Genomic DNA, 20,096 nt, shown 5'->3' with positions numbered 1-20,096 from the left:
CCATGGACATCCTGCTCGCGCACCCGCACATCTTTTGGTTAAGCCTCGGCGGCATTTTGCTGGCCGCTGAGATGCTCGGCGGCAACGGTTATCTGCTGTGGAGCGGCGTGGCCGCGGTGGTGACCGGCCTTGTGGTCTGGCTGGTGCCCTTTGGCTGGGAGTGGCAGGGGGTGATGTTTTCCCTGCTGACCATGCTGGCCGCCTGGCTGTGGTGGCGCTGGCTGGCGCGGCGGGTGAAAGATCAGAAACCCGCCGATGCCGCGCTGAATCAGCGGGGCGTGCAGCTGGTGGGTCGCCACTTTACGCTGGAAACCGACCTGGTGAATGGTCGCGGGCATATGCGCGTCGGCGACAGCTCCTGGCCAGTCAGCGCCGATGAGGATCTGCCTGCCGGCACGCCGGTGGTGGTGATCGCCGTTGAAGGGATCACGCTGCGGGTTCGCGCCCGCTAATTATGCCTGTGCTTTGCGATGGCAGCAGCCGGAGAGATTATCAATAATCGGGCAGTCGGCGCTGTCATCGCCCGGACAGGAGGCTGCCAGCGTCAGCAGCTGTTCGCGCATCGATTGCAGCTCAACAATGTGGCGCTCAATTTCCGCCACTTTTTGCAGCGTGCGGGCTTTCACATCGGCACTGTGCCGCGCCGGATCGTTAAACAGCCCCACCAGTTCCCCACACTCTTCAAGATTAAACCCGACCTGCCGCGCCTGGCGCAGCAGCGTCAGTTCATCGAGATGTTTTTGCGTGTAGTGCCGGTAACCGTTATCAGCGCGCAGCGGCGCTGTCACCAGCCCTTTTTCCTCATAAAAACGGATCGCTTTGCTGGTTAAGCCGGTTTTTTTCGCCACATCGCTGATATTCATCGTTCCCCCTTGACCTTCCCCTTGATGGAAGGTTTAACCTTTATAACTGTAATCAATGTCATTATTGATTCAACCGAAATTACAGGAGTTTAATTATGTCGCAAACTATCGCTTTAACGCTGGAGGGCCTCTCCTGCGGCCACTGCGTAAAACGGGTCAAAGAAAGTCTGGAGCAGCGCCCTGACGTTGAACAGGCGGAAGTGACCATCACCCATGCCGAGGTGACTAGCAGCGCCAGCGCGGCGGAGCTTATCGACACCATTAAACAAGCCGGATACGGGGCGACGCTCGACCACCCAAAGGCTAAACCGCTGGCAGAGTCATCACTCCCGTCGGAAGCACTGACAGCGGCGCAACCTGAGCTTCCGGCAGCAGATGACCTGCAAGACAGCCAGCAGTTGCTGTTAAGCGGCATGAGCTGCGCCAGCTGTGTCTCCCGCGTGCAAAAAGCCTTACAGGCGGTACCGGGCGTCACCCAGGCACGGGTCAATCTGGCGGAGCGCTCTGCGCTGGTGATGGGCAGCGCGTCCGCCGCTGAATTAGTGAGCGCGGTGGAAAATGCCGGCTACGGCGCGGAGATCATCGAAGATGATGTTAAACGTCGGGAACGCCAGCAGGAAACCGCCCTTGCGACCTTAAAACGTTTTCGCTGGCAGGCCGTTGTCGCGCTGCTGGTGGGTATCCCGGTGATGGTGTGGGGCATGATGGGTGACAACATGATGGTCACCGATGCCAACCGCACCCTGTGGCTGGTCATTGGCGTCATCACCCTCGCCGTGATGGTATTCGCGGGCGGGCATTTTTACCGCAGCGCCTGGAAAAGCCTGTTAAACCGTACCGCCACCATGGACACGCTGGTGGCGCTCGGCACGGGCGTGGCGTGGCTCTATTCGATGACCGTCAACCTCTGGCCGCATGCCTTCCCGATGGAAGCCCGCCACCTCTACTATGAAGCCAGCGCGATGATCATCGGCCTGATTAACCTCGGCCATATGCTGGAAGCCAGGGCGCGGGCGCGCTCGTCAAAAGCGCTGGAACGCCTGCTCGACTTAACGCCGCCGTCCGCGCGGGTAGTCACTGAAGCAGGAGAGAAAACGCTGCCGCTGGCGGAGGTGCAACCCGGCATGATCCTGCGGCTGACCACCGGCGATCGCGTGCCGGTGGACGGCGAGATCACCCAGGGCGAAGCCTGGCTGGATGAGGCGATGCTCACCGGCGAGCCGGTGCCGCTGCAAAAAAGTCAGGGCGATGCGGTGCACGCCGGGACGGTGATGACCGATGGCAGCGTGCTGTTTAAAGCCAGTGCCGTCGGCAGCCACACCACGCTGTCGCGCATTATTCGTATGGTACGCCAGGCGCAGAGCAGCAAGCCGGAAATCGGCCAACTGGCGGATAAAATCTCCGCTATTTTCGTGCCGGTGGTGGTCGCCATTGCGCTGTTCAGCGGCGCGATCTGGTATGTCTTCGGCCCTGCGCCGCAAATCGTTTATACGCTGGTGATCGCCACCACGGTGCTGATCATCGCCTGTCCGTGCGCGCTGGGGCTGGCCACGCCGATGTCGATTATCGCTGGCGTCGGTCGCGCCGCTGAATATGGCGTGCTGGTGCGCGATGCCGATGCGCTGCAACGCGGCAGCCAGGTGGATACGCTGGTATTCGATAAAACCGGTACGCTGACAGAAGGTAAACCGCAGGTGGTCGCCGTTACCCTGAGCGGCGCGTATGAAGAGCGCGAGGTGCTGCGCCTGGCGGCAGCGCTGGAGCAAGGCTCCGGTCATCCGCTGGCCCGCGCGATTGTGGAAAAAGCCGGTGATGAGGCGCTGCCTGAAGTGCGCGATTTCCGTACCCTCGGCGGGCTGGGCGTCAGCGGTACGGTGGAAGATCATGCGCTGCTGCTCGGTAATCAGGCGCTGCTTACTCAGCAGCATATTGATACCGCCGCACTTGATGAAGCGATGGCGGCTCAGGCGTCGCAGGGGGCCACGCCGGTGCTGCTGGCGGTGGATGGTAACGCGGTGGCGCTATTGGCGATCCGCGATCCGCTGCGCGCCGACAGCGTAAGCGCACTGGCTCGTCTGCGCCAGGCCGGTTACCGACTGGTGATGCTCACCGGCGATAACCCGATCACCGCTAAAGCCATTGCGCAGGAAGCCGGGATCGACGAGGTGATCGCCGGCGTGCTGCCGGACGGTAAAGCCGATGCGATTAAAAAATTGCAGCAGGAAGGCCGCCAGGTCGCGATGATCGGCGACGGCATTAACGATGCCCCGGCGCTGGCGCAGGCGGAAGTGGGGATCGCCATGGGCGGCGGCAGCGATGTCGCTATCGAAACGGCGGCTATCACGCTGATGCGTCACAGCCTGACGGGCGTGGCGGATGCACTGGATATCTCCCGCGCGACGCTGCGCAATATGAAGCAAAACCTGCTGGGGGCGTTTATCTATAACTCGTTGGGCATTCCCATTGCCGCCGGGGTGCTGTGGCCGCTTACCGGCTCGCTGTTAAGCCCGGTCGTTGCGGGCGCGGCGATGGCGCTGTCGTCCATTACCGTGGTCAGCAACGCCAACCGTCTGTTGCGCTATAAACCGAAAGCCTGATCCGCCCTCCCTGCCCTCTCGCTGAGAGGGCAGCCATTACACGATTTGCACCCATCTCCCCTGCGCGCTAGCATGGTCCTTTCTTTTGCGGGAGCGTGTATGGGCCTGTTTAGCCGGTTAAAAGTTTGGTTTGACGCACTGCGGGAACCCCGCTACCCGTGGCCCGCGCTTGACGTGACGCTGCCCGGCGGGCGTTATCTGCATCTGGTCGGCAGCATCCACATGGGAACGCGCGACATGGCTCCCCTGCCCATCGGCTTGCTAAAAAAGCTTCGGCAGGCCAGGGCGCTGATTGTCGAAGCCGATGTCTCCGGTCAGGCGTCGCCGTTTAACGATCTTCCGCCCTGCGCACCGCTGGCTGAACGGCTGACGGAGGCGGAACAGCACGATCTGGAGACGCTATTACAGACGTTATCCCTCTCCCCCACGATGTTTGACGATCAACCGGCCTGGAAAATTGCGCTGGTCCTGCAGGCTACCCAGGCACAGCGGCTGGGCCTGCGCCCGGATTTCGGCATCGATTATCAGCTGTTACAGGTGGCAAAACAGGCCGCCTTGCCGGTGATGGAACTGGAAGGCACGCAAAATCAAATCGATCTGCTGAGCCAGTTGCCTGATGACGGCAAAGCCCTGCTGCTGGATACGCTCCAGCACTGGCATACCAATGCCAGGCTATTGCAGGTGATGATCGGCTGGTGGATGAATGCCCCGCCGGAAGAACGGGATGTGGCCCTGCCCTCGACCTTCAGCGAACCGCTGTATGAAATCTTGATGCATCAGCGTAATCAAGCGTGGTGTGAGCATTTGCTGGCGTTGCCGCCGGGGCATTATGTGGTGGCGGCGGGCGCGCTGCATCTGTATGGAGAGGGAAATTTGCCGGCGTTGTTGCGGCAAAAAAATGGCCAATAATTATATTGGCCCGTCAAAGAGGAATTTCATCATTATTGTAGTTCTGGCGTTAACGCCAGTGAGCGCTAATTGTCGCTCAAAGTTAGCGCTACTGCCAACACTATTGCGCAAGATGGTACTATTTTTGCGCATGCGGCCAGGCGTATGCTGGCCGCATGAAACCTCAGTGGTAAGAAGGATTTTTATGACCCCCGCCGTTAAATTACTGGAAAAAAACAACATTACTTTTCAGCTTCATGCATACGATCACGATCCCAGTGAAACGAATTTTGGCGATGAAGTGGTGCGCAAGCTCGGCCTGAATGCCGATCAGGTTTATAAAACGCTGCTGGTGGCGATAAATGGCGACATGAAGCACTTAGCCGTTGCCGTCACGCCGGTGGCCGGACAGCTGGATCTGAAGAAAGTAGCGAAAGCGCTGGGCGCGAAAAAAGTGGATATGGCCGATCCGATGGTGGCGCAGCGCACCACGGGTTATCTGGTGGGCGGTATCAGTCCGTTAGGGCAGAAAAAACGCCTGCCGACGTTGATCGATGCCCCGGCGCAGCAGTTTGCCACCATTTATGTTTCTGGTGGCAAACGCGGGCTGGATATAGAACTGGCGGCGGTGGATCTGGCGAGGATCCTTAATGCGAAATTCGCCGATATTGCCCGCCGCGAGTAGGCCCCTCACCCCGGCCCTCTCCCCAGGGAGAGGGAGAAAGAGCCGTTCCCTCAGCCCTCCGGGAGAGGGCAAGAGAAAGGATTACTGCCAGACCACTTCGCCTTTCGGCTCAAAGGTCGCGGCATCCAGCGGGGAGTTCTGCTGGATAAACTGCTTGAGCACTTCCGCATCAATAAAGCCGGTATTTACGTAGCCAGGCTTCTCGTCAATGCGCGGATAGCCATCGCCGCCGGTGGCGTTAAAGCTCAGCGTCGCCATGCGGTAGGTTTTGGCGTCATCTATCGGTTCGCCCTTGATTTTAAGATCGTTAAGCTGGCCGTTGGCTGACGTGAAGCTGACATTGGCAAACTGCGGATAGGCACCGGAATCCGGCTTCATCTTCGCCACGGCAGTGAGATAGTCTTTCACCTCTTTTCCGCTCATATCGACATACACCACCAGGTTGCCAAACGGCTGCACTTTCAGCACGTCTTTGTAAGTAATGTCGCCAGCTTCAATGGAATCACGCACGCCGCCGCCGCTCATCACTGCAAAATCTGCCGTAGTGCGCGCCATTTGCGCCGCCAGGATCAGACGCGCCATGTTGGTCTGCACAAAACGCACTTTGCTGCGATCGCCTTCCAGACGGGCATTCACATTACCAATTTTCACCCCCAGCTGCGCTTTGCCTTTATTCTGGAACGGCGTCAGCAGGGAGAGCATCTGTGCGTTTTCCGGGATCTCCGGGGTGTACAGCACGCGTTCGCTCTCGCCGTTATCGTAGGTCACTTTTTTCTTCAGGTTGACCGGGATCAGCTGGTAACGCACCATTTTCATTTCGCCGTTGCGGAATTCAAAATCGGCCCGGCCGACGTATTTGCCCCACTCGTGCGCCTGCACGATCCAGATACCGTTCTGGCGATCCGGCGCGCACGGCGTCCCCGGCACGTAATCCACCTGTTTTTTGTTTTCCGAGGCCATGCACACCGGATTTTGTGAGTGACCACCCACAATCATTGCCAGCGCCCCGGCTGGCAGGCTGCGCGCCATCTCCACATCGCCCGCCGCATTGGAGCCGTGCTCGCCGTTGTCGTAGTGCCCCATGTGAGTGGTGGCGATCAACACATCCGGCTTCTCACTGGCATTCAGCTCCTGGATCACCAGCTTCGCTTCTTCTGCCGGTTTGCGGAATTCAATGTCGGTGAAATACTCAGGATTGCCGATTTTTGCCGTGTCATCTGTGGTCAGGCCGATAACCGCAATTTTTAAGTCCTGGCGTTTGAAAATGGCCCAGGGTTTGAACAGCCGTTCATTGGTGCTTTTCTGATAAATATTGGCAGACAGGAACGGGAATTTCGCCCACTTCTCCTGCTGGCGCAGCACGCTGAGCGGATTATCAAATTCGTGATTGCCGACGGCCATCGCGTCATAGCCAATCAGATTCATGCCGCGGAAATCGGGCTCGGCATCCTGTAAATCGGATTCCGGCACCCCGGTGTTAATATCGCCGCCGGAGAGCAACAGTACGCTGCCGCCCTCTGCCGCGACCTCTTTACGAATACCGTCCACCAGCGTTTTTTGCGCTGCCAGACCATATTCACGGTAGTCATTACGCCAGAAATGGCCGTGGTGATCGTTGGTATGCAGAATGGTGATTTTGTAGGTTTTATCTTTTTCATAAGCCTGAGCCGGCAACGTCGCCAGCCCCAGTGCTGCCAGCATCGCCAGCGCAACGCCCTGCTTTACAAATTTCATGCTTCTCTCCCTGATCATTAACAGACGCAAAAAGTAGCGTGCCCGACGATATTAGACAAATAAGTTTTCAGAATTGCGACTTCCTTCAAACCTTTCGGACAGGTATGTTAGGCAGATAATTATTAGTCATCTTTATGATAAACACCTGCCCCTTCCACCACTCAAACAAGAAGTGAATGTTATGGCAATAAGTGAACCAGCTCCGGCCTTGTCGGGATCGCCTGCGTCGCCGCAGGCGCGTACCTCGTTCCGCATTCTGGGCGCGATCAGCGTCTCCCATTTGCTTAACGATATGCTGCAGTCGCTGATCCTCGCGATTTACCCGCTGTTGCAGTCTGAATTCTCGCTGACTTTCGTGCAGATCGGTCTGATCACCCTGACCTTCCAGATGGCCTCGTCGCTGCTGCAACCCATAGTTGGCGCTTATACTGACAAGCACCCGATGCCGTGGTCGCTGCCGATTGGCATGTGCTTTACGCTGAGCGGGCTGGTGCTGCTGGCGCTGGCGGGTAGCTTCGGCATGGTGCTGCTGGCGGCAGCGCTGGTGGGCACTGGCTCCTCGGTGTTCCATCCGGAGTCTTCCCGCGTGGCGCGTATGGCTTCTGGTGGACGTCATGGCCTCGCCCAATCCCTGTTTCAGGTGGGTGGCAACTTTGGCAGCTCGCTCGGGCCTTTGCTGGCGGCGGTAGTGATCGCCCCTTATCGCAAAGGGAACGTGGCCTGGTTCGTGTTAGCCGCGCTGCTGGCCATCGTCGTGCTGGCGCAGGTGAGCCGCTGGTACGCCGCGCAGCACCGGGTCAACAAGGGCAAACCGGCGGTGAAAATTATCAATCCGCTGCCGCGCAACAAGGTGATCCTCGCCGTTTCCATCCTGCTGATGCTGATTTTCTCGAAATACTTCTATATGGCGAGCATCAGTAGCTATTACACCTTTTATCTGATGGAAAAATTTGGCTTATCGGTGCAAAACGCGCAGTTTCATCTGTTTGCGTTTCTGTTCGCCGTCGCCGCTGGCACCATGATTGGCGGGCCTCTGGGGGATAAGATTGGGCGTAAATATGTGATTTGGGGCTCTATTCTTGGTGTTGCCCCCTTTACCCTCGTTTTACCTTATGCATCCCTCTACTGGACCGGTATTTTGACGGTGATCATTGGGTTTATTCTCGCCTCGGCGTTTTCCGCCATTCTGGTCTATGCCCAGGAGCTGCTTCCGGGGCGGATCGGCATGGTTTCGGGGCTGTTCTTTGGCTTTGCTTTCGGCATGGGGGGCCTTGGGGCAGCCGTGCTGGGGCTGGTTGCCGACCATACGAGTATTTTTTTGGTCTATAAAATCTGTGCTTTCCTGCCGCTACTGGGGATCTTAACGATATTCCTGCCCGATAACCGGCATAAAGCGTAGTTTACGGGCGACCAAACCGTAAGGTTGGTCGCCCGACACTCCCATCCCATCAGCCTGCCACGCTCGTGAGGCTCAGATCCTGTCTCATCCCCCGTTTTTTAACACAGATGGCTCTTTTTACCAAAATTCAACAATTATTCATCAACATAATGGTTAAAATTGTCATAAACTGTAATCCGGGCTTTTGGTTTTTTTAACCAAATGGATACACACCTTCACGAAAGGAGATGGGATGCATCACGCCACACCGCTTATCACCACCATTGTCGGCGGCCTTGTGCTCGCTTTTATCCTCGGCATGCTTGCCAACAAATTACGCATTTCGCCTCTGGTGGGCTATTTGCTAGCGGGTGTTTTAGCCGGGCCGTTTACCCCAGGCTTTGTTGCCGATACTAAACTGGCACCTGAACTGGCCGAACTGGGCGTGATCCTGCTGATGTTTGGCGTGGGACTGCATTTCTCGCTCAAGGATCTGATGGCGGTAAAGTCCATCGCCATACCCGGCGCTATCGCACAAATCGCGGTAGCAACCCTGCTGGGCATGGCGCTCTCGTCTCTGATGGGCTGGTCACTGATGACCGGTATTGTGTTTGGTTTGTGTCTCTCTACCGCCAGTACGGTGGTGCTGCTGCGCGCCCTTGAGGAACGGCAGCTTATTGACAGTCAGCGCGGGCAAATCGCCATTGGCTGGCTGATCGTTGAAGATTTAGTGATGGTGCTGACGCTGGTGCTGCTGCCTGCGGTGGCGGGCATGATGGAAAAAGGCAATGTCGGCCTCGCCACGCTGGCGCTGGATATGAGTATCACCATCGGTAAGGTGGTGGCGTTTATCGCCATTATGATGCTGGTGGGCCGCCGCCTGGTGCCGTGGATCCTCGCCCGCAGCGCGGCGACCGGTTCGCGTGAGCTGTTCACGCTCGCTGTGCTGGCGCTGGCGCTCGGCATCGCCTTTGGCGCGGTGGAACTGTTCGACGTCTCCTTTGCCCTCGGCGCGTTCTTCGCCGGTATGGTGCTCAACGAATCCGAACTCAGCCACCGGGCGGCCCATGATACGCTGCCGCTGCGCGATGCGTTCGCGGTGCTGTTCTTTGTCTCGGTCGGGATGCTGTTCGATCCGCTGATCCTGATTGATGAGCCGCTGGCCGTCGTGGCGACGCTGGCGATTATTATTTTTGGTAAGTCCGTTGCCGCTTACTTTCTGGTGCGGATGTTTGGTCACTCGCCGCGCACGGCATTGACCATCGCCGCCAGCCTTGCACAGATCGGTGAATTCGCCTTTATCCTCGCGGGTCTGGGAATGGCGCTGGATCTGCTGCCGCAGACCGGACAGAACCTGGTGCTGGCCGGGGCGATCCTGTCGATTATGCTGAACCCGATCCTTTTCGCTATCCTGGAAAAATACCTCGATAAAACCGAAACGCTGGAAGAGCAGACGCTGGAAGAAGCTATCGAGGAAGAGAAGCAGATCCCCGTCGATATTTGTAACCACGCGCTGCTGGTGGGCTTTGGTCGTGTTGGCAGCCTGCTGGGTGAGAAGCTGATGGCCCAGGGTATTCCGCTGGTGGTGATCGAAACCTCCCGCTCCCGCGTCGATGAACTGCGCGAGCGCGGCATCCGCGCGGTGCTCGGCAACGCCGCCAATGAAGAGATCATGAATCTGGCGCATCTGGACTGCGCACGCTGGCTGCTGCTGACCATCCCGAACGGCTACGAAGCCGGGGAAATTGTGGCGACGGCGCGTGAGAAGTGCCCGAACATTGAGATCATCGCCCGGGCGCATTATGACGATGAGGTGGATTACATCACTGAACGGGGTGCGAATCAGGTGGTGATGGGCGAGCGTGAAATTGCCCGCACCATGCTGGAACTGCTGGAAACGCCGCCTGCGGGCGAAGTGGTGACCGGGTAAAGTATCGCGGCCCCTCTCCCCTGTGGGAGGGGCTATCAGGCCCCCAGTCGTCGTGCAGCCTGTGCAAGACCAGTGAAGATGGCATCGCTGATATGGGGAGGAAAGTTCTCTGGCAGTTGCTGCCGGGCGGCAGACAATACCTGCGGTGTTTTAGCGTAGAATTCCTTTAACAACTCCCCCATCCGCGCTTCACTGAAGCCGCATTTTCTGGCGGTTGCCAGAAAATGACGCGGATAAATTTGCTGCCAGGCATACTTTTTCCCTTTGCCGGTTGAGCTTAACGACATCGCCATTTTGAGATCCTGCCTCGCCAGGCCTCGTCCGCCGATCAACGGATAACACGACATAATGTCGTACAACGGCGTCAGACGGTATCCACCGCCGGGCAACAGGGCAACGGAATAATTTTTTGCGTGGCCATCACTCGCGGCCAGCAGCCAGAAGAGAATATGGCTGCGCATAAAATTTTCACGATCCTGCTGCGCGTTATCTGAGCCCAGTAAGAACTTCATAATTTCGCTGATACCTGGCCCGCCATCGCTCTCATATTTTTTGACGGAAGAAAGACCCAACGCCTGGCACATATCCTCCTGCGGCAGACGCGCGATCCAGCTCCCGTCCGCCACATAACGGCGATCAAAACGTTCAACGCATAGCGCCCTGGTACGCGCGGTATGAATAATATCGCAGCGGGGAACGTTCAGACCGTATAGCCGTGCAATAAGCATACTCAGCCATTCGTTTTCCACGCTTTCCTGCAAATCAAGGGTGAAGCTATGCCCCTGAATCTTACCCACCGGCAGTTTAAAAATATGTGTCGTCGGCGTGACGCCCTTCGGTAACTGCCACTGCCCGTCATGATGCAACAGCGCTGTTTTTTCCTGTGCGCCAGCAATAGAGATACGAAAATCGGCGCTCTCGTGGCGGAGATAGGGTGAGGCGCTCAGATAGCCCCTGAGTACTGCATCCAGCGAGGCTTTATCCAGGGTTTCGCCACGAATAGCCCGCAGATCGGACATGGGCTCTCCCGGAGGCTGAAGAATGAGAGCGCCCACGCAGTCGCGGCCAATCTCGTACAGCAGATCGAAGGGTTGCAGAGAGGCGGCCTGAAAACGACTGGCGATCCGCTCGCGGATCTCGCGGTTATCAGGCAGCAGATTATCAAAGAAGTTAAACACCACTTCACCTTCATATTTGCTGGCTCGCAGCGGCATTGAAAGCGAAATGGGACGCGCACCGTCCGTTTTTAACCATGCAGGATCATACTGGAAGGTATTGGCACCGCTGGCTTCCTGTAGCAATGCACCGACCAGAAATCCATTCATATAAACGGACAGGCTTTTCATTACCACTCTTCTCCCCATTTTGCCGCCTGCTCATCAGTGCCTTTGGGCTGAACATGTAACTCCAGCTCCATGGCCGATAAGATCCTGAACAGGGTTTCGATCTGCGTTTTAGCGGGGGAATTTTCGAATTTTGAGACAGTGTCCTGGCGTAAGCCAACGCGCTGCGCTATTGCCGTTTGCGACTGCTCCTGCCCCTTACGGACATCTTTGAGATAAATGGCGAGGTGTTCAGGAGAGGTGATTTTCATTGGCGACGACTCAGATAACGTTAATTAACGGTACCAGCGTGTAGAAGTGGTTTTAACGCCGCTGGCGTGTAAAACCTATCTTAACGGCAGTCGCGTGTAAAATCAATTTTACCGGCACTGGCGTGTAAAAGCGTGTACCGGTAAAAAAGAGCAGCCATCAACGCTCCCAGTACGCCTCTTCGAGGCTGTCTTCGCGCTCTGGCAGGCCGCGGGTCAGGCGGGGAGAGTGCTGGTTCAGAACCTGATAGCTGACGCGATTGGCGTATTTGCACATCTGCGCCAGCGACGAGTAGCTGAGCCAGGTATAGGTATGTTTGCTGGAGTTCGGCACGTTAGTGCGGTGGAAATTGTTGGCGGTAATATCGTGCAGCAGCGCCGCCAGCGCGCCGTCGCCTGCGCCGTTGGTGTTCATGATTTTCTCCGGGCCGCCCATGTAAGGCGCGATGTGGGAGAAAATACGCAGCGGCTGCTGGCAGTCCTGATGGCGCATCGCGCGGCTGAACTCATACTGGTTGAATTCCGGGATCGCGCCCGGCAGCAACGGGTGCTGCGTTTTGCGTTTCGCCTGCTCTTCGGTAAAGCCAGCCATATATAAACCGACCGGACCGGCGGTGCACAGCACCAGATCCACCCAGTCCAGCGCACTGTTACAGGCCAGCAGCGGATCGCTCTCGCCGGTCAGCGCTTCGGCTTCCTCTTCGTTCATTGCAAGGATCGAGACGTTTTCTTTCAGGAAATCGCGCCACCACTGCGGGTTATCGGCGATAACGTATTTGGTACCCAGCGTCAGTACCACCGGCACGTTGTGCTTTTTGGCGTATTCCACGGCTTTCATGGTGGCGTCGCGCATCGGCTCGTCCGGTTTGCAGCGCACCAGATAGGAGGTCAGCACCAGCGCAGAAGCGCCGGCAATCACGGCTTCGGGAATGCTCTCCGGGCGCAGCTGGTTCATGGCGCCAGGGCTTATTGCAAAGGTACGCTCGCCGGAATCACTTACCAGCGTAAAGCAGCGCCCTATCGGCCCGTCGACGCCCTGCAGGTAGTTCAAATCGGTACGGCTGGAGGTGTTGCACAGATAGCGATAGGCGTAGCCGCCAATCTCGACGTTGCTGCACATTACGCCTAACAGTACCGAGCGGTCATCCGCCAGTACCGAATAGTTGTGCATGGTGTTGCCGATGGTGCCGCCGGCAAACTGGTGCGTGATCAGGTTGTCGCGCATCAGTTCCTGATACAGCGCTTCCGCCACTTCATCGCTGATCACCAGCGAATGTCCGGCGCTCAGCCCGTAACGTTCAACAAACGCGTCATCCACTTTCGCTTCAATATCCACCAGCGTCTGATCGATGCCCACCACCCAGGAATTGCTGGTGTCGCTGACCGGCTGGATTTGCTGCAACAGCGGATCGCGGGCGTTGACGGGGAAGTAGTGTTTGGATTTGCGTTTGCCGGGAAATTTCATAGTCAGTTACAGTGAGGAATTGGGCCGGAAATGGTAGCACATTCGCGGCCCGCTTCGCGATCAACGATAAGGGGCAGTAAGGCTCACCATCATCTCAATATGATCGGCTGAATCATTAAGCGCAGGAATGTATTCATATTTTTCGCCACCCGCTTCGAGGAAGAATTCCCGGTTCTGCACGGCGATTTCCTCCAGCGTTTCCAGGCAGTCGGCGGCAAAGCCCGGACAGAGCACCTGGATATGCTTAATGCCCTTTTCACCGAGCATTTTCAGCGTTTCGTCGGTGTACGGCGTCAGCCACGGTTCACGGCCAAAGCGCGACTGGAAGGTCATCATCACTTTTTCCGGCGGCAGGCCAAGGGCAGAAACCACTTCGCGGGTGGTATCGCGGCAGCGCTGCGGATAATCATCCCCTTCATCTGCATAGCGCTGCGGGATCCCGTGGTAGGAGAGCAGCAGCAGATCCGGCTCGCCGTGAACGGCGAAGGACGCACGAATACTGTTCACCAGCGCATCCACATAGGCCGTGTTATCGGCGTAATCGCGAATAAAGGAGACACCGGAAATGCGGCGTTTTTTGGCGAGAATGCGCGCCAGTTCATCCCAGACAGCAGCCACAGTGGAGCAGGAATATTGCGGATAGAGCGGCAGCACCACCAGATGCTGTACGCCCTGGGAGAGCAGGTCGTCCACAGCGCTTTCCAGCGACGGCGACCCGTAGCTCATGCCGAGCGCCACCGGCATCTCCGGCAGACGGGCGGCCAGCGCGCGCTGCTGGCGACGGCTGTAAACCATCAGCGGCGAGCCCTCTTCCATCCATACGGACTGATAAAGTTTGGCGACGCGCGGTGAGCGGATCGGCAGGATCACGCCGCGTAACAGCGGCCACCACAGCAGACGCGGGGCATCGACAACCCGTCGGTCGCTTAAAAACTGTCGCAGATAGCGTTTAACGGCTTTGGATGTGGGTGCATCCGGGGTTCCCAGATTCGCCAGCAGGATGCCGGTTTTCGCCTGACTCATTCGCGCCTCTTATCCTTTTAAACGGGCGATAATTGTAGCTGAATTGCAGGTAAACGAAACCAATTGTAGTGAAAGGGGAAAACTGAAGGGAGATCCCCGGTGAAACCACCGGGGAAAAGCATTAGCCGAGGATGTTGGCCAGCTCTGCGCGAACGTCGCTCACGGCTTTGGTGCCGTCGACTTTCACGTACTTGGTGTTACCAGCTTCGGCTTCTTTCTGGTAGTAGCCGATCAGCGGTGCGGTCAGCTGATGGTATTCCACCAGACGTTTACGCACGGTTTCTTCCTGGTCGTCTTTACGGGTGGTCAGCTCTTCGCCGGTCACATCGTCTTTCCCTTCCACTTTCGGCGGATTGAATTTGATGTGGTACACACGGCCAGACGCCGCGTGAACGCGACGGCCAACGATACGGTCAACGATCAGTTCGTCAGGCACATCGAATTCCAGCACGTAATCCACGTTGATGCCGGCGTCTTTCATAGCATCAGCCTGCGGAATGGTACGCGGGAAGCCGTCTAACAGAAAACCGTTGCGGCAATCTTCCTGAGAAATACGTTCTTTAACCAGCGCAATGACCAGTTCATCGGTTACCAGTTTACCGGCGTCCATGATGTCTTTTGCCTGTTTGCCCAGTTCGCTACCGGATTTAACGGCGGCGCGCAGCATGTCACCTGTGGAAATTTGCGGAATGCCATATTTCTCCATGATGAACTGTGCCTGAGTTCCTTTCCCCGCGCCTGGAGCGCCAAGCAGAATGATACGCATTGCGAAAATCCCCTCAAAGGTTATCAAAATTTTTTTAAAAAGCGCTAAAAGATACCATTATCACGCCGTCGCCTCAAGAAAGGCACCGGGCGCTGAAACGGTTAATGGGAAATTCCAGGAAAAACGGTAAGTCTGGCGGGGGAAATGCCGGAGGGCGGTGACGCTCATCCGGCCTACAGGGTGATCATCCGACCGGATAAGCGCCATCGCTTATCCGGCAGGAAATGAGGCTTATCAGGAAACCAGCAGCTGGTTCATACGGCGGATAAACTGGTTCGGATCTTCCAGCGTGCCACGTTCAGCGAGCAGCGCCTGATCCATTAACAGTTCAACCCACTCTTTAAACTGCGCGTCGTCCTGAGTATCCGCGGCGCGTTTCACCAGTTGGTGATCCGGATTCAGTTCAAAGATGTATTTCACCTCCGGGACGGCCTGGCCCGCAGCGGCAAACAGCTTCGCCATCTGGGTGCTCATTTCGTCGTTGTCGGTGGTGACAATCGCCGGAGTATCGGTCAGACGATGCGTCAGACGCACCTCTTTCACACGGTCGCCCAGCAGGGTTTTCACGCGCTCAACAAACGGCTCCAGGGCTTTTTCCGCTTCTTTCGCGCTTTCGTCCACTTCGTCGTTCAGCTTGTCGAGAGACTCGTCGGCTTTGGCGACAGACTGGAACGGCTTGCCGTCGAACTCGGTCAGGTAGCTCATCATCCACTCGTCGATGCGGTCAGAGAGCAGCAGTACTTCGATGCCCTTCTTACGCAGCAGCTCGAGGTGCGGACTGCTCTTCGCGGCCGCATAGCTGTCGGCGGTGATGTAGTAGATCTTCTCCTGGCCTTCTTTCATGCGCGACACGTAATCGGTGAGCGACACGGTCTGCTCGGACGAATCGGTGTGCGTGGAGGCAAAGCGCAGCAGTCTGGCGATCGTTTCCTGGTTGGCGGTGTCTTCCGCCGGGCCTTCTTTCAGCACCAGACCGAACTGTTTCCAGAAAGTAAGGTATTTTTCAGCGTCGTCTTTCGCCAGTTTTTCCAGCATTTGCAGGACGCGCTTGCTCAGTGCGCTGCGCAGGTTGCGGGTGACGTTGCTGTCTTGCAGGATCTCACGGGACACGTTCAGCGGCAGATCGTTGGAATCGATCAGGCCACGCACGAAGCGCAGGTAGTTCGGCATGAACTGTTCTGCGTCGTCCATGATGAACACGCGCTGCACGTAGAGTTTCAGACCGTGCTTGTGATCGCGGTTCCACATATCAAAAGGCGCGCGGGACGGAATATACAGCAGACTGGTGTATTCCTGCTTACCTTCAACGCGGTTGTGGCTCCAGGTCAGCGGATCGGTAAAGTCGTGGGCGATGTGTTTATAAAACTCGTTGTACTCGTCGTCTTTGATTTCCGACTTGTTACGGGTCCACAGGGCCTGAGCTTTGTTGATTTTTTCCCAGCTGACGATGGTTTCACCGTCTTTCTCTTCCTGTTTTTCGATTTCCACCGGCAGCGCAATGTGATCGGAATATTTGCTGATGATAGAGCGCACGCGCCAGTCGTTAAGGAAGTCGTCTTCCCCTTCGCGCAGGTGCAGGGTGATCTCGGTGCCGCGATCTTCTTTGGTGATGTCAGCCACGGTGTAGTCGCCTTCACCGGCGGATTCCCAGAACACGCCGTTTTCCGCGCTTTCGCCTGCTGCGCGGGTGCGCACGGTCACTTTGTCGGCCACAATAAACGCCGAGTAGAAGCCGACGCCGAATTGACCGATCAGCTGGCTGTCTTTCGCCTGGTCAGAACCCATCGCTTCGAGGAAAGATTTGGTGCCGGATTTGGCAATCGTCCCCAGATGGTCGATAACCTCATCGCGGTTCATCCCAATACCGTTGTCGGCAATGGTCAGTGTGCGCTTATCTTTGTCGAAGGAGACGCGCACGCGCAGCTCACCGTCGCCTTCATAAAGATCGGGATTCGACAACGCGCGAAAGCGCAGTTTGTCTGCCGCATCCGAGGCGTTAGAGATAAGCTCACGCAGGAAAATTTCTTTGTTGGAATACAGCGAGTGGATCATCAGATGCAGAAGCTGTTTAACCTCTGACTGGAAACCGCGTGTTTCTTGTCCTTTCATCGAAAAAATACCTCAACAATGCCATTTGGTGTTGAGGGGGAGATGGGGATATGCGGGGGAGATTTCAAGCGGGGGCACATAAATGCCCCGACTTTTTTTACTGATTTTTACTAAAGGTTGATCTTGTGACGCCCGGCCAACGAGTGTGACAGCGTGGTGCCGTCGACCATCTCCAGCTCGCCGCCAACCGGCACGCCGTGGGCGATACGGCTGGCATCGACGCCATACTGCGCGCACAGCTCCGCAATATAGTTGGCGGTCGCCTCCCCTTCCACCGTCGGGTTGGTGGCGAGGATCACCTCTTTCATTTGCTCAGACGACAGCCGCTGCTCAAGCTTATCAAGGCCGATGTCGTTCGGCCCGATACCATCGAGCGGCGACAAATGCCCCATCAGCACAAAGTAACGGCCGGAAAACTGCCCGGTCTGCTCAATGGCGTAAATGTCCGCCGGACTTTCCACCACGCAGATTTGACCACTTTCCTGACGGCGCGGGTTCGCGCAAATGTTGCACACGTCCTGTTCAGTGAAGGTGCGACACTGGGCGCAATGGCCGATTTCGGACATCGCGCGCGTTAACGCCTGAGCCAGTCGCATACCGCCGCTGCGATCGCGCTGGAGCAGCGAAAACGCCATACGCTGCGCAGACTTCGGGCCAACGCCCGGCAGACTGCGCAGTGCTTCCATTAGCTGATTTAACAGCGGGCTGGCTTGCATCAGAACGGCATCTTAAAGCCTGGCGGCAACTGCATGCCGGAGGACACGCCCGCCATTTTTTCTTTCTGGGTTTCTTCAATGCGACGCGCCGCATCGTTGAAGGCCGCCGCAACCAGATCTTCCAGCATGTCTTTATCGTCTTCGAGCAGGCTCGGATCGATTTCCACGCGACGGCAGTTATGCGCGCCGTTGATGGTGACTTTAACGAGGCCTGCGCCGGATTCGCCGGTCACTTCCAGCTTCGCGATCTCTTCCTGCATCTGCTGCATTTTTTCTTGCATCTGCTGGGCCTGTTTCATCAGGTTACCCAGACCACCTTTACCAAACATAGGCTTCTCTCTTAGGCTAGGGGTGATTTACCGGTCAGATAAGTCACATTCAGGGTTGACGACAGTCAGCACCGCTGCCTGTCAAATGGGGCGAATACTTTCGTCATCCAGCTCCGCGTCAAAAAAGCGGCGCAGCGTCTGGATATTATTATCCGCGACAATCGACTCACGCGCCTGCGCGAGTTTTTCTTCATAAATCGTCTGCCGCCATTCCAGCGGCGTGAGCACCGACGGATTATCATCTTCAATGATAGTCAGTTCAACTGCTTCGCCGCATAAGCCCGACAGCGCCTCCGTCAGCACTTTGGCCGCACCGGCAGAATTAAGATGCCGTTGGGTCGGACGCAGATGCAGGCAGATGCGATTGCCGTCCTGCTCTTTCCACGCGTTAAGCGCCACCTGCTCCACCAGTTTCGGCAGATTAAGCTGGCTGACCTGCGCCGCCCACGGATCGCGGGCGATGGCTTCTTCCGCCAGTTTTTTCGCCAGCTCCGGCGTTCTTTCATGCTCCAGCGCTTTTTTCAGCGCCTTCGGCGTGGCGACTTCTTCTTTTACCGCTTCGGTGACCGTGGTCGTTTTCCAGCGATAGGCTTCTTTCTTAGCAGGCGGAGCCTCCTGGGCCGATGAGGCGGGACGCGCTTGCACGCGTTCACTCATGGTGGCCAGGCGTTCCAGCGCAGCGTTATTCACCGGCCGCGCACGGGTTGTGGCTGCCGGTTCACTCTTTTTTGCTTTGGTTGCTCCCTGCGCACGCAGTTGGTTACGCGCCGCCAGTACCTGACTGGTGGTATCCGGTAACGGCACGTCACTGTTTACGGGTGTTGGGGCAACCGCGTGTTGCTGCGGGGCGACCTGCGTCGGCGTCAGTACCGCCGTCGGGGCCACCGGCGCAAAAGATTGCTGCGAAACCTGCGGTTCCGGCAGCGGCTGGCGCGGGTGGAAGGCCAGCGCGCGCAGCAGCGTCATTTCGACACCCATGCGGCGATCCGGCGCATACGGCAGTTCTTTGCGGCCAATCAGCATCGCCTGATAGTAGAGCTGTACGTCGGTGGGCGGCACGGTGCGGGCCAGTTCACGCATGCGATGTTCAATGGCGGCCATGTCGCTGCTCAATGCGGCAGGCGACAGCTGCACCATGGCGATGCGGTGCAGCAGCGTTTGCATCTCCACCAGCAGCGCTTCCCACTCCACACCGCGGGCGGCGGCGTCGTTAATCAGCGCCATTACGCGCTCACCATTCGCCTCCACCACCGCTTCAATCAGCGACAGCGCCTGATCGTCGTCCAGCGTGCCGAGCATCTGGCTGACGGCCTGGGCGGTCAACTGACCGTCGCCGCTGGCGATCGCCTGATCAGTGAGGCTCAGCGCATCGCGCAGGCTGCCGTCGGCGGCACGCGCCAGCAGTTGCAGGGCGCGCGGCTCGTGGGCGATCTTTTCTTCGTCGAGAATGTGCTCAAGCTGCTGGCGGATCTGATCGACGTCCAGCGCTTTGAGGTGAAACTGCAGGCAGCGGGATAAGATCGTCACCGGCAGTTTTTGCGGATCGGTGGTCGCCAGCAGGAATTTAACGTGCGCGGGCGGCTCTTCCAGCGTTTTCAGTAACGCGTTGAAGCTGTGGCGCGACAGCATGTGCACTTCATCGATCAGGTAGACCTTGAAGCGGCCACGGGCTGGCGCGTACTGCACGTTATCCAGCAGGTCGCGGGTATCTTCAACTTTGGTGCGGGAGGCGGCATCGATCTCGATAAGATCGACAAAGCGCCCCTGCTCGATTTCACGGCAGTTATCGCAGACGCCGCACGGCGTGGCGGTGATCCCGGTTTCGCAGTTCAGTCCTTTCGCCAGCAAGCGGGCGATGGACGTCTTCCCGACCCCGCGGGTGCCGGAAAAAAGATACGCGTGGTGAATGCGTCCTAAGGATAAGCCGTTCGCCAGGGCGGTCAGCACATGTTCCTGGCCGACAACGTTAGCAAAAGTTTGTGGTCGCCACTTACGGGCTAAGACCTGATAGCTCATTGGCAG

General features: G+C 57.4%; 17 protein-coding genes and 1 other annotated feature. Of the genes, 6 read left to right on the top strand and 11 right to left on the bottom strand.

Features of this window, described 5'->3' with window-relative positions:
• Positions 1 to 2 precede the first annotated feature (2 nt).
• Positions 3 to 452, top strand: a complete 450-nt coding sequence (locus tag KW828_RS11810) for an NfeD family protein (RefSeq protein WP_218336531.1) — start codon at positions 3 to 5, stop codon at positions 450 to 452.
• On the opposite strand, the gene cueR is transcribed toward KW828_RS11810, so the two are convergent.
• A complete protein-coding gene (gene cueR, locus KW828_RS11805) occupies positions 453 to 863 on the bottom strand; it encodes a Cu(I)-responsive transcriptional regulator (protein WP_218336530.1) in 411 nt (136 codons plus the stop codon).
• 95 nt (positions 864 to 958) lie between these two features.
• Here cueR and copA point away from each other — a divergent pair, with 95 nt between their 5' ends.
• From copA to ybaK, 3 genes are all read left to right on the top strand, one after another.
• Positions 959 to 3,460, top strand: coding sequence for a copper-exporting P-type ATPase CopA (gene copA / locus KW828_RS11800; RefSeq protein WP_218336529.1), 2,502 nt, complete (start codon positions 959 to 961; stop codon positions 3,458 to 3,460).
• 99 nt (positions 3,461 to 3,559) lie between these two features.
• Positions 3,560 to 4,369 carry a TraB/GumN family protein gene (locus KW828_RS11795; RefSeq protein WP_218336528.1) on the top strand — a complete coding sequence of 270 codons (810 nt, stop codon included), beginning with the start codon at positions 3,560 to 3,562 and terminating at the stop codon, positions 4,367 to 4,369.
• Positions 4,370 to 4,553: 184 nt separating this feature from the next.
• Complete coding sequence (ybaK, locus tag KW828_RS11790; RefSeq protein WP_218336527.1) at positions 4,554 to 5,033, top strand: Cys-tRNA(Pro)/Cys-tRNA(Cys) deacylase YbaK; 480 nt, start codon at positions 4,554 to 4,556, stop codon at positions 5,031 to 5,033.
• Between the two features lie 81 nt (positions 5,034 to 5,114).
• Here the strand turns inward: ybaK and ushA are convergent, their stop codons facing one another.
• Positions 5,115 to 6,767 carry a bifunctional UDP-sugar hydrolase/5'-nucleotidase UshA gene (gene ushA, locus KW828_RS11785; protein WP_218336526.1) on the bottom strand — a complete coding sequence of 551 codons (1,653 nt, stop codon included), beginning with the start codon at positions 6,765 to 6,767 and terminating at the stop codon, positions 5,115 to 5,117.
• A gap of 181 nt (positions 6,768 to 6,948) precedes the next feature.
• Between ushA and KW828_RS11780 the strand changes: the two genes are divergently transcribed.
• Both KW828_RS11780 and ybaL read left to right on the top strand, forming a co-directional pair.
• Positions 6,949 to 8,166: an MFS transporter gene (locus KW828_RS11780; RefSeq protein ID WP_218336525.1), complete on the top strand. Its 1,218-nt coding sequence runs from the start codon at positions 6,949 to 6,951 to the stop codon at positions 8,164 to 8,166.
• A gap of 232 nt (positions 8,167 to 8,398) precedes the next feature.
• On the top strand, positions 8,399 to 10,075 hold the full coding sequence (gene ybaL, locus KW828_RS11775; RefSeq protein WP_218336524.1) for a YbaL family putative K(+) efflux transporter: 1,677 nt from the start codon (positions 8,399 to 8,401) through the stop codon (positions 10,073 to 10,075).
• Between the two features lie 35 nt (positions 10,076 to 10,110).
• On the opposite strand, the gene KW828_RS11770 is transcribed toward ybaL, so the two are convergent.
• The 9 genes from KW828_RS11770 to dnaX form a co-directional block, all read right to left on the bottom strand.
• Positions 10,111 to 11,421 carry a type II toxin-antitoxin system HipA family toxin gene (locus KW828_RS11770; RefSeq protein WP_218336523.1) on the bottom strand — a complete coding sequence of 437 codons (1,311 nt, stop codon included), beginning with the start codon at positions 11,419 to 11,421 and terminating at the stop codon, positions 10,111 to 10,113.
• Positions 11,421 to 11,669: a helix-turn-helix domain-containing protein gene (locus KW828_RS11765; protein WP_218336522.1), complete on the bottom strand. Its 249-nt coding sequence runs from the start codon at positions 11,667 to 11,669 to the stop codon at positions 11,421 to 11,423. Before KW828_RS11765 ends, KW828_RS11770 begins: the two co-directional genes overlap by 1 nt.
• A 157-nt stretch (positions 11,670 to 11,826) precedes the next feature.
• Positions 11,827 to 13,131, bottom strand: a complete 1,305-nt coding sequence (locus KW828_RS11760) for an inosine/guanosine kinase (RefSeq protein ID WP_129362391.1) — start codon at positions 13,129 to 13,131, stop codon at positions 11,827 to 11,829.
• A 60-nt stretch (positions 13,132 to 13,191) separates the two neighbouring features.
• Positions 13,192 to 14,154: a ferrochelatase gene (hemH, locus tag KW828_RS11755; protein WP_218336521.1), complete on the bottom strand. Its 963-nt coding sequence runs from the start codon at positions 14,152 to 14,154 to the stop codon at positions 13,192 to 13,194.
• Between the two features lie 121 nt (positions 14,155 to 14,275).
• Positions 14,276 to 14,920 carry an adenylate kinase gene (adk, locus tag KW828_RS11750; protein WP_218336520.1) on the bottom strand — a complete coding sequence of 215 codons (645 nt, stop codon included), beginning with the start codon at positions 14,918 to 14,920 and terminating at the stop codon, positions 14,276 to 14,278.
• 234 nt (positions 14,921 to 15,154) lie between these two features.
• Positions 15,155 to 17,029, bottom strand: a complete 1,875-nt coding sequence (gene htpG, locus KW828_RS11745; protein WP_218336519.1) for a molecular chaperone HtpG — start codon at positions 17,027 to 17,029, stop codon at positions 15,155 to 15,157.
• A gap of 110 nt (positions 17,030 to 17,139) precedes the next feature.
• Entirely contained in the window at positions 17,140 to 17,745 is a 606-nt protein-coding gene (gene recR, locus KW828_RS11740) for a recombination mediator RecR (RefSeq protein ID WP_218336518.1), read from the bottom strand.
• On the bottom strand, positions 17,745 to 18,074 hold the full coding sequence (locus KW828_RS11735) for a YbaB/EbfC family nucleoid-associated protein (RefSeq protein ID WP_072567589.1): 330 nt from the start codon (positions 18,072 to 18,074) through the stop codon (positions 17,745 to 17,747). The genes recR and KW828_RS11735 overlap by 1 nt, the downstream gene beginning before the upstream one ends.
• An 81-nt stretch (positions 18,075 to 18,155) precedes the next feature.
• Positions 18,156 to 20,090: a DNA polymerase III subunit gamma/tau gene (gene dnaX, locus KW828_RS11730; protein WP_218336517.1), complete on the bottom strand. Its 1,935-nt coding sequence runs from the start codon at positions 20,088 to 20,090 to the stop codon at positions 18,156 to 18,158.
• Positions 18,759 to 18,823, bottom strand: a sequence feature (DnaX frameshifting element). Its footprint overlaps the gene before it by 65 nt.
• Positions 20,091 to 20,096 lie beyond the last annotated feature (6 nt).

Source organism: Enterobacter sp. ENT03 (genome assembly GCF_019218745.1).
Classification (GTDB): Bacteria; Pseudomonadota; Gammaproteobacteria; order Enterobacterales; family Enterobacteriaceae; genus Enterobacter_D.
This window is presented reverse-complemented; position numbering and strand designations above follow the sequence as displayed.